Annotated in this window: 11 protein-coding genes and 1 tRNA gene; 5 read left to right on the top strand and 7 right to left on the bottom strand. The window is 38.9% G+C overall.

Annotation, left to right across the window (positions count from 1 at the left end):
• Positions 1-268: 268 nt before the first annotated feature.
• The 3 genes from BCG07_RS04575 to BCG07_RS04565 all read right to left on the bottom strand — a co-directional run bounded on the left by BCG07_RS04575 (position 269) and on the right by BCG07_RS04565 (position 2,853).
• Positions 269-345: transfer RNA gene (locus BCG07_RS04575), tRNA-Val, on the bottom strand.
• Between the two features lie 113 nt (positions 346-458).
• Entirely contained in the window at positions 459-1,520 is a 1,062-nt protein-coding gene (locus tag BCG07_RS04570) for a DUF3080 family protein (protein ID WP_286888935.1), read from the bottom strand.
• Positions 1,492-2,853, bottom strand: coding sequence for an MATE family efflux transporter (locus tag BCG07_RS04565; RefSeq protein WP_286888933.1), 1,362 nt, complete (start codon positions 2,851-2,853; stop codon positions 1,492-1,494). Before BCG07_RS04565 ends, BCG07_RS04570 begins: the two co-directional genes overlap by 29 nt.
• A gap of 128 nt (positions 2,854-2,981) precedes the next feature.
• Here BCG07_RS04565 and BCG07_RS04560 point away from each other — a divergent pair, with 128 nt between their 5' ends.
• Complete coding sequence (locus BCG07_RS04560; protein WP_008128433.1) at positions 2,982-3,608, top strand: riboflavin synthase; 627 nt, start codon at positions 2,982-2,984, stop codon at positions 3,606-3,608.
• On the opposite strand, the gene BCG07_RS04555 is transcribed toward BCG07_RS04560, so the two are convergent.
• Both BCG07_RS04555 and BCG07_RS04550 read right to left on the bottom strand, forming a co-directional pair.
• Positions 3,605-3,808, bottom strand: coding sequence for a CPXCG motif-containing cysteine-rich protein (locus BCG07_RS04555; RefSeq protein WP_008128431.1), 204 nt, complete (start codon positions 3,806-3,808; stop codon positions 3,605-3,607). The two genes, BCG07_RS04560 and BCG07_RS04555, sit on opposite strands and share 4 nt — an antisense overlap.
• 136 nt (positions 3,809-3,944) lie before the next feature.
• Positions 3,945-4,805, bottom strand: coding sequence for a fructosamine kinase family protein (locus tag BCG07_RS04550; protein WP_286888931.1), 861 nt, complete (start codon positions 4,803-4,805; stop codon positions 3,945-3,947).
• 124 nt (positions 4,806-4,929) lie between these two features.
• Between BCG07_RS04550 and BCG07_RS04545 the strand changes: the two genes are divergently transcribed.
• Positions 4,930-5,622, top strand: coding sequence for a hypothetical protein (locus tag BCG07_RS04545; RefSeq protein ID WP_008128428.1), 693 nt, complete (start codon positions 4,930-4,932; stop codon positions 5,620-5,622).
• A gap of 68 nt (positions 5,623-5,690) precedes the next feature.
• Here the strand turns inward: BCG07_RS04545 and BCG07_RS04540 are convergent, their stop codons facing one another.
• Positions 5,691-6,053 (bottom strand): DUF3718 domain-containing protein, encoded by a 363-nt coding sequence (locus tag BCG07_RS04540; protein WP_286888928.1) that lies wholly within the window; start codon positions 6,051-6,053, stop codon positions 5,691-5,693.
• Positions 6,054-6,305: 252 nt separating this feature from the next.
• Between BCG07_RS04540 and BCG07_RS04535 the strand changes: the two genes are divergently transcribed.
• From BCG07_RS04535 to BCG07_RS04525, 3 genes are all read left to right on the top strand, one after another.
• Positions 6,306-7,091 (top strand): hypothetical protein, encoded by a 786-nt coding sequence (locus BCG07_RS04535; RefSeq protein WP_271479828.1) that lies wholly within the window; start codon positions 6,306-6,308, stop codon positions 7,089-7,091.
• A 100-nt stretch (positions 7,092-7,191) separates the two neighbouring features.
• Entirely contained in the window at positions 7,192-8,574 is a 1,383-nt protein-coding gene (locus BCG07_RS04530; protein ID WP_138740828.1) for an amidohydrolase, read from the top strand.
• Between the two features lie 12 nt (positions 8,575-8,586).
• Positions 8,587-9,828: an amidohydrolase family protein gene (locus BCG07_RS04525; protein WP_243530728.1), complete on the top strand. Its 1,242-nt coding sequence runs from the start codon at positions 8,587-8,589 to the stop codon at positions 9,826-9,828.
• Positions 9,829-9,973: 145 nt separating this feature from the next.
• Here BCG07_RS04525 and BCG07_RS04520 read toward each other — a convergent pair.
• On the bottom strand, positions 9,974-10,321 hold a 348-nt coding region (locus BCG07_RS04520; protein ID WP_286888923.1), incomplete at its 5' end, for an NADP-dependent isocitrate dehydrogenase.

Genomic DNA, 10,321 nt, shown 5'->3' with positions numbered 1-10,321 from the left:
GGATTTGAGTCACTGACCCTTGGACCGGGTGGTCAAGAGTAGGTAGTGCTCTTTCCTTCAATTATACATCTGATTAATATTGGTACGACTGAGTGGATTTGAGTCACTGACCCTTGGACCGGGTGGTCAAGAGTAGGTAGTGCTCTTTCCTTCAATTATACATCTGATTAATATTGGTACGACTGAGTGGATTTGAGTCACTGACCCTTGGACCGGGTGGTCAAGAGTAGGTAGTGCTCTTTCCTTCAATTATACATCTGATTAATATTGGTACGACTGAGTGGATTCGAACCACCGACCCCTACCATGTCAAGGTAGTGCTCTAACCAACTGAGCTACAGTCGTATTACTATATTTAAGTAAGTGTTATTTGCTTAACAACGGCCGCTAATATATAGCGTGGGGCAGGTCGAATCAAGCACGTTTCGTGTTTTTAGGTTTATTTGCCGTTTTTTTATTCATATTGGGCTGATTTCACACGTTTTATAAAACTCTTGCCACCAAATAACATGCTGTTTAGCTGAGCTTTTCAATTGATTTAATAAATTGGTATTTAAGTTTGCTTTAATCAGCTGATTAATTTCATTGGTTGTTACACGTTCTTGGTACCACAGTTGATTTAATAAAGGCTGAAGCACTTCAAGAAAACCAATGAGTTGTGCTTGGTAAGGCTGAATTTGTGAAAGATAGAACTTTTGAAATATATTATTCATTATTTTAGCTTTATCTTTGTTTTTACCCACTGGGCATAGGGTGCTTAAATTGATGTTATGCACCAACCCCGTGGCGATTTTATTTAGCCTTATTTGTTGCCTGACAGATTTAATTAATGATTGAATAAACCTATATTTATTAAGCGTTTCGAGTGCTTGGTATATTGCATCTGTGTTTATTTTGTCAAATTGAGCCTGAGCTAATTGCGCTTTAATAGCAGTAAGTTTACGCATAGCCTCAATTGTGTCGCTAAAGCCTGCGGGTTCTTTACTTAATTCTGAAGCGGTTAGTGACCACGTGCGGTTGAGCTCTGGTTCCTCAATAAGGGCTGCATTAAAGTAATGTAGTAAATCAGCTTGTTTTTGATTTTTTGCTTCATGTATTTTTTTATACGTTACTGAGGATTCATCGAGGGAGGCTAAGCAGCTGTTGGCGTGTTGAATAAAGTCTATTTGATATTTCAAACGCCCTGCAGCGGTTGCTGTTTTACCCAGTTGGTTGTTGTGCTCACTTATTACCACATTTAAATTGCAGCTGCTGATCCCGGCAAGCTCAACTATACCCAGTGTTATTTTAGTGTTGTTGAGTTCGGTTAACGGCTTTAATTTGAGTGAGTTAAGCGCTGGGAGGTCTTCTGATTTGTTGTCGGTTATATTTTCAAGGCGTTCTATGTAGGTATTGTTTGTATTACTGGGGGCCTCTGTGCAAGCGGTTAGCATAGTAACGGTTAGTATTAGTAACATGCATACTAATACTAACTGCTTTATGTTATTTAAATTAAGCTTGTTGGCTAATAAATGGTTCATGTTTAAAGCGCTTACTAACGGTTATCATTAACAAAATGGCTGCAACGGTGAGCCCGACAATTATACCAATCCAAAATCCGTGCGGCCCCATTGCCGGCACAATTATATCTGTTCTTGCCAATACGTAGCCTAAGCTAAAGCCGATTAACCAATACGAAATAAACGTGATGTAAGAAATAGGGGCTGTGTGTTTTAATCCTCTTAAAATGCCATTTGCTGCAACTTGCAGGGCATCGGGTAGTTGATAAATACAGGCTAAAATCATAATTGAGGTCGCAAGGGCAATAACCGCAGGGCTATCTGTGTATAGCTGGCTTATCACATCACGACCTATAAATGTTATAAACGCTAAGAACAGTGCGATTAATATAGCCAGTAGATAACTTGTCGATACGGCTATTTTTAACTGATCGAACTTGTTCTGACCATACAAGTTACCAATTCGAATGCTAATGGCAATAGAGAGGCTTAGCGGCATCATAAACAGTAATGCGGTAACACTTGCTGCAATTTGATGCCCTGATACAGCAACCGCTCCTAAATGGGCAATAAAGAGTGGAATACATGCAAAAAGTGTTACTTCAAAAAAAGTAGCCAAAGAGATAGGAATACCTAATTTTGTAATAGTGGCGATAGTTGCTATATTTGGTTTTTCAAACGGTGTGAGTAGCCCTTTGGCATCTATCTTTTTACTCATTTGGCAATAAGTGACCTGTGCTAATGCCATCACTGTTAAAACAATAGCTGTTGCTATACCACAGCCAGCTCCGCCATAGGCGGGAAGGCCAAATAAACCATTTATGAAAATGTAGTTAGCAGGAATATTAACGGCTAATCCGAGTAAGCTAATATAGAAGGCCGGTTTTGTCATACCCATGCCTTCAGTCATGTTTCGGTAGGTTGTAAAAAATAAAAATCCAAACACCCCCCATTTAACAAATTGAATATAGTCGAAAGCGAGGCTCGCAATAGCCGGGCTTGTATCTAGCTGTAATATTATAATGTTTGCCAAGTAGGCAATACTAAAGCCTGTAATACACAGTAAAACGGTTAAATATAAAGCTTGTTGAAAATAGTGGCTTATGCCTTTTTTGTCATTCGCGCCGGCAAATTGTGCAATTATGCCAGTTAGTGCTAACAAAATACCTTGCAACGCTAAAAGTAGTGGGTTCCAAATACCAGTAGCAATAGATAGCGCAGCTAGGTCGGTAGGGCTGACCTGACCTGCCATTATGGTGTCGACCACCGACATTAATATAAGGGTAACTTGTGCTAAAAAAACAGGCAGCGCGAGAGAAAGTAAACGCTTAGCTTCCCAATTACAAAAGGTCATAAAAACAGCTATTTAATGAGTAAGGCTGTAATTGTAATCTATTGTCTTTGAAATAAAAATCTAAGGAGTGAATGATTTTATAATTCGATACGTTAAACTAATACTTTGTCATAACTTAACGAGATTTTATGTTTACAGGTATAGTACAAACTCAAGCTACTGTGGTGTCTAAAAACCATAATGAGGGTGTGTTACGTTTAGTGGTGTCGGTGAGCGATGACTACGTTAAACACCTAGATTTAGGAGCCAGTATTGCGATTAATGGGTGTTGTTTAACAGTAGTAAAAGTTGAGCTAAGTAACCAAGATGTAGTCGCGCAAGTTCACTTTGACGTGATTGACGAAACACTTCAATTAACTAATCTAGGGCTTCTTGATCTGGGCAGTTTAGTAAATTACGAGCGCTCTGTTACTTTTGGCACAGAACTGGGTGGGCATATTGTTTCAGGACACATTCACTGTTCGGCTAAAATAAATCAAATAATTAATACTCAAAGCAACTGCAAAATTCAGGTAAGCTTACCGGTAAAGTGGCAAAAATATGTATTGTACAAAGGCTTTGTCGCCATTAATGGTGCTAGTTTAACAGTAGGCGAGATTGACGAGCAGGGCTTTTGGTTGCATTTGATCCCAGAAACATTAGCAATTACAAACTTAGGTAAAGCGCAAGTGGGTGATGAGCTAAATATAGAGGTCGATCAGCAAACTTACACTATTGTTAACACCGTAGAAAACTACCTGCGTCATCAAAATTAAAAAATTTGTTCGTCGTCACTGTCTACGTGTAGCTCTAATTTATTGTTTGCATGGTCTATGTGCATATTTAAATGGATTGGGTTGCAACAGGCAGTGCAGTCTTCAATATAGTCCTGATCGCCCATGCTGGCATCTAAATCCAAATGAATGTGGTGTCCGCAAAACGGGCAGCTAATACGTTGTGATAAAAAGTCTTTCATAATCACTCCAAATACAAATAACTTAAGCAGAGCTTGGAATGTTTTTATTCTAACCACGGCTTAATGACGCAAAACTGAACTCCTTAGAACCCTTTAAATATAGTCTGTTTAGCGTGTTATGACAGTTTATTTACACTTATTGCATTAGCTTATCGATATGTTGTTTAGCTTCAGTAAGATAGTGCCCAGCAAAAATATTTGCATGATTTAAAATAGGGTATAGTTGGTAAATATGTTTACGTTTTTGATAGCTTGGTAGAAGAGGATATTGCTTATTATAGGCAACATAAAATTCATCGGGTAGTGGCGCAAATAGCTCGCTCATTGCGATATCCACTTCCCGATCACCATAATAACAAGCGGGATTATATACGGTCGGTACTTCTTTTAAAAAGCCCAAGTTGCCTCGCCAAAAATCACCATGTAACAAAGATGGGTTCACAACATGACCATGTAATTGTGCTTTAACTTCATTAATTATGTGCTCGGGCTTGGCAAATTTAATGCCTTTTTCGGCTAATAGTTGTAATTGCCACCCTATGCGTTCTTCGGCAAAAAATACATCCCACTTTTTGTGCCAACGATTTGGTTGAACGGTTGTAGCTAAGTGATTATCTATATCAAAGCCAAACATTGCCTGGTCATGCTTTTGGTGCATTTGCGCTAGTTGAGTGCCCATTTTTTGCCATTGGCAATAGGGCTGCTCATCAAGCTCTAACCACGAAAGTACGATAAATGAAAATTCAATGTTAGCACCTGATGTAATGCAGCTTGGAACACTAAAATAACTATTATTAGCAAGCATCTGTAAGCCCCTAGATTCACTTTCTAATCGCTCAAGCTCGCTTTTGAGCGCAATTTTAACAAAGTAGCTTTGTGTGCCATTACTTATATGAAAATATTTATCGGTTGTTGTGCCTTGCAGTTGCCGCTTTTGTGTGTGTTTAAAGTCAGTATTTGTAGCTTGGCTAATGTGCTCGTTAATTGCTTTCCACATAATAGTTGCTCGTATTTTATACAGACACTTAAACTATGGCAAAAAGGGATTAATTTAACAAACTAAACGTTGTAAAATTAGTGAATGTGTCGCACAAAGTGACGCTAACTGTAATGGAGTAAAAATGAACAAAAGTTTTATAACCAATTTACTAGCAAGTATTTGTGTAGCTGCAGGATTGATGTTTGATCAGCCAGTAGTTTTGTCGGTGGGGTTATTTGCACTTTCTGGGGCAGTGACCAATTTATTGGCTATTCATATGCTATTTGAAAAGGTTCCGTTTTTATATGGGTCTGGTGTTATTGCGCTTAAGTTTGAGAGCTTTAAAGTTGCTATACGAAACCTAATACTCACTGAGTTTTTCTCCGAGCAAAAAATTAATAATTTACTCAACAAGGCGCAGCCTAATATCGACTTTGAACCGATCATTAGTAATGTTGATTTAAATCCAGCTTTCGATAATTTACTCGAGGTTATAGAGCAATCGCAATTTGGTAGCATGCTGGGTATGTTTGGAGGCACTGCTGCAATAGAGCCAATGCGCGAAAAATTTATTGATAAAATGCAACTTTCGTTAGCACAAATTTCTCAAACAGAGAACTTTAAAGCGTTAGTAACGCAAACGCTTTCACAAGGAAATAGTGCTCAAGGGTTGCACAGCACAGTACTTAAACTTGTTGATGAACGCCTTGATGAATTAACCCCTAAAATGGTGAAAGAAATTATTCAAACAATGATACGCGAGCACTTAGGTTGGTTAGTTGTTTGGGGCGGAGTATTTGGCGGTTTATTTGGTTTAATTGCGGGTGTTCTTTAAGCAATAAAGTTAATAATAAAACTAAGCAGGTTATAGTTATGCCTGCTTAGCTATAACGTTTAAACATGTTATTGCGGAGACGAAATAACAATGATTTCAGTTGACGACACCTTTGCTAAATCTTTAATTGAAGTGCGAGTACTGCTTTCAATATTTAAGTAATTAGCACTTTTATCTAAATTATAACGCGCTACAAAATCACCCATAGGTAAGTTATTACACGTTAGTTTATTGCTAATAATGCTTTTTTTAACGTTCAATGACTGCTGTGTTTTGCGTAGTAAATATGCTTTATTAGACGCAACAGCCATACAAATTTGTGTGCCTGGCGTTGAGTCGGCTGCTACAAATTGTGTTGCTGATACAGGTGCTGCTAATGCTGCACTACCAATTACAAGTGTTGTACATAATGCTGTTTTAAATGTATTCATTTTACTTTTCCTCGTTGTTTGCGGTTGCAAGCTAATTATTAAACTAATTAATTAAAAAAGCTGTTAACCAAACGCAACAAGCTGTAAGCAAGTATGTTTAATGTACACACTTACTTATAGGCTCATGAAAAAGCATATTTTTAAGTGTGTTTTTTGACACACTTTCATAAAAATAATTTATTGATACTGACATATTTTTTTAGGCTGGTATTATCGCCCAATAAATTGATGTGTAGATTTTTAGGATAAACAGTGAGTAAAGCGTTAGCCAGTTATTATCAACAAGCCTATGCCTGCGAACAACAACATTTTAATCAGTGTTTTTATTGTGGCTGCGAAGCAACTGAACGCGATCATTGTCCGCCTCTTCATATGCTGCAAAGTATTATTGATTTAGGCGAGGATGCCGACTTCATTTCAATTCCTGCTTGTTATGAATGTTATGCGCTATTACATAACGAACGACTAATGACGATTGACGAGCGCTTTACCAAAATTAAAAAAAAGCTGTCTAATAAATATGCCAAAGCACTGCGTGTCTATAATATGTGGGAAGAAAACGAATTAAGTGACATGAGTGATGAGTTTGCTCACAGTATTCAGGCCGGTATGAAATTAGGAAAAGAAGCCGCAGAGCGATTGGCATTTACAGGTTTTAGTTACGCCACTGAAGAGGCACGTGTCACAGTGCGCGAAAAAACCAAAGAGTTTGATGTAGAAGGTAACGTTTATACTGATTTTAAAGACGCACTGAATTTCTGCATTACCTCTTTAAATGTGCAAAAAAGTGACTTTTATAAAATTTTAGTTGAAGACTACAACGGCGATTTTAACAAAGCCCTTAGTCAGTACCGTCATCGCCACGACAAGGTAACAGCGGCTAAAGATGGTAATACTCTTATTAAAGATTTTTCTAAGCTACATAAGCAAAATTCAGATTTTGTAACCCGCACGGTCAAACATTTTATCAGCAAAGATCCGTCACTCACCACAGAGGGCGCACTAGAAAAGCTATATAACAATTATATAAAAAAATAATCACGTAAATTCATCTTAATTTACCGCGTTTTCACCTGTTTTTTTAGCTTTATGCCCAAGCTTTCGCTAAAGTATTAAAAAAACAGGAGAACCAAACAACATGAATAAATTTGCTCCCTCTTTATTAGCAGTTGGCTTAGCCGCTGCACTTGTAGGTTGCCAAGAAAATGGCCCGCAAGATGATAAGATTACTATTAACAAAAACCCATACCCAAGTACTTACACGCCAATCTCTACAACAAGCACACTCATCACAAACGCGACTGTTCTTACAGGGACTGGCGAACGCTTAGATGACGCTGATGTACTATTGGTCGATGGTAAAGTACAGCAAGTAGGTAAAGACTTAACTGTAAAAGCAGACACAACTATTGATGCACAAGGTAAATGGGTAACACCAGGTATTATTGATGTTCATTCACATTTGGGTGCCTATCCAAATCCATCGGTAGAATCACATCAAGATGGTAACGAAATGACCAGCCCAAATACGGCCGAAGTGTGGGTAGAGCACTCTGTTTGGCCGCAAGATCCAGGGTTTAACCGTGCGCGCGAAGGCGGTATTACCTCGTTACAAATTTTACCCGGCTCTGCTAATTTATTTGGCGGACGTGGTGTAACACTTAAAAACGTGCCTGCGCATACAATGCAAGGAATGAAATTTCCTGATGCACCGTATGGATTAAAAATGGCATGTGGTGAAAACCCAAAACGCGTATATGGCCGTAAAGGCGTATTGCCTTCAACACGTATGGGTAATATGGCTGGTTACCGCACTGCGTGGATTGGCGCGCAAGAATATAAGCGAGCATGGGATAAGTACGATGCAGAATACGCAGAAGGTAAAAACCCTGAAGCCCCGAATCGCGATATAAAGTACGATACATTACGCGGCGTTCTTGAAGGCGAAGTAATGATCCACAATCATTGTTATAAAGCCGAAGAAATGGCGATGATGATTGATCTTTCTAAAGAATTTAATTATCACGCGGGTACGTTCCATCACGGTATTGAAGCATACAAAATTGCAGATTTGTTAGCTGATAATGGCTCGTGTGCTGCATTGTGGCCAGACTGGTGGGGCTTTAAAATGGAAGCTTACGACATGGTTCAAGAAAACGTTGCTATTGTTGATGCGGTTAAAAACTCGTGTGCCGTTGTTCACTCAGATTCAGACACAACCATTCAACGCTTAAACCAAGAAGCGGCTAAAGTAATGTATCGTGCTAATGAAAATGGCTTTGATATTTCAGAAGAGCATGCAATTAAGTGGATCACCACTAACGCAGCAAAATCATTAGGTATTGACGATAAGACAGGCTCGCTAGAGGCAGGTAAACAAGGCGATGTGGTTATTTGGAACCAGAGCCCGTTTAGCGTTTACGCAAAAGCTGAGCAAGTATTTGTTGATGGTGCAAAAGTTTACGATAGAAACGATAGCACTTATCAGGCAACCAGTGATTTTATGTTAGGTCAAAAATAAGGAGCACCCAGAATGAAAAATTTATCACGTTCGTTTTCGCTATCACTGGTTGCTGCCGGATTACTAGCCTCTGGTGCTGTAAACGCACAGTCATTGGCTATTATTAATGCAACTATCCATACATCAACAGAGCAAGGCGTATTAAAAGGCGCAAGCATTGTTATGGATAACGGGAAAATTACAGCGATTAACCCGGCAGAAGTAAGTGCTGATGAAATTATTGATGCCAATGGCAAAATTGTTACCCCTGGATTCATTGCAAGCAATAATCAACTTGGTTTAGTTGAAGTGGGTGCGGTTGCAGGCTCTCGCGATGCGGGTGACGACAAAGCAGGTATAGATTTTGATGTGAGCCTTGCATATAACGCACATTCAAGCTTAATACCTTATGCACGTAAAGGCGGCGTTACACGAGATGTAATTACCCCTTATGGCGGCGATAGTATTTTTGCAGGTTTGGCTAGTGTGGTTGATTTAAGTGGCAGCCTTGAAAGTGACGTTCAAAAACAAGCAGCGTTAGTTGTGCATTTAGGTGAGCGAAGAAAAGGCTCGCGCGCTTTTACACTGCAAACATTAATTAATAAGCTAGATGCTCATCAAACTAAATTAAGCAAAAAAGATAAAAAAGACGACGATAAACCAAGTACTGAAGACAAAGTAATGGCTAAAGTACTTTCTGGCGACATGCCATTGGTTATAAGCGTATCGCGTGCTGCTGATATTATTGAGCTTATTAAAGTGAAAGAGCAATTTGGTGTTAACTTAGTACTAAGTGGAGCACAGGATGCTGTTGTTGTTAAAGAGCATATTGCTAAAGCTAATATCCCAGTAATTATTAGCGCTATGGACAACTTACCAGGAAGCTTCGATTCTTTACACGCTAATTTAAATAATGCAGGTTTACTTGAAAAAGCCGGTGTTAAAGTACTTTTAACGGTTGGTGGAGATGCAAGTCACAATATTTATCAGCTTCGCTATGACGCAGGTAACGCTGTATCTTATGGCATGAGCCAACAAGGTGCACTGAAAGCTGTTACATCAAATGTTGCTGACGTATTCGGTATTAATGCGGGCAGTATTGAGGTGGGTAAAGCCGCTGATGTAGTGATGTGGACTAATGATCCGTTTGAAATAAGCAGTAACGTAAGTCGTATGTTTATTAATGGCACTGAGGTGTCTACACAGTCTCGCCAAGATAAATTACGTGACCGTTATACTACTGATTCAAACATGCCAAGAGCTTACACTAAGTAAATAGTAAGCGTTATATCAACCCGACAATAGGGATTTGATTGGGCGAGTAGATATTAACTTTAAAAGGTCGCATTGAGCGGCCTTTTTCATAGGCGTAAAAAAACCGCTTACTTTTAAAGGTAAGCGGTTTTATTTTTACTATTTATTACACTAATTTAGCAAGGATATCGTTAAATGTAGTGCTTGGACGCATTGCTTCAAAAGCGGCTGCGTCGTTAGGCTGGAAGTAACCACCTAGTTCAACTGCTGGGCCTTGAGCATCGTTTAATTCGTTTACGATCGCGTCTTTATTTGCCTCTAAATCGCTCGCAATTTGAGTGAACTGTGCTTTAAGTTCGCTATCATCATTTTGCTTAGCAAGTTCTTGAGCCCAAAATAAAGATAAGAAGAAATGAGAACCACGGTTATCAATTTCTTTAACTTTACGTGAAGGCGATTTGTTTTCAGCAAGGAAAGTACCCGTCGCTTTATCAAGCGTATCTGCAAGTACTTG

Source organism: Pseudoalteromonas sp. ESRF-bin5 (assembly GCF_002632075.1).
Taxonomy (GTDB): domain Bacteria; phylum Pseudomonadota; class Gammaproteobacteria; order Enterobacterales; family Alteromonadaceae; genus Pseudoalteromonas; species Pseudoalteromonas marina.
This window is presented reverse-complemented; position numbering and strand designations above follow the sequence as displayed.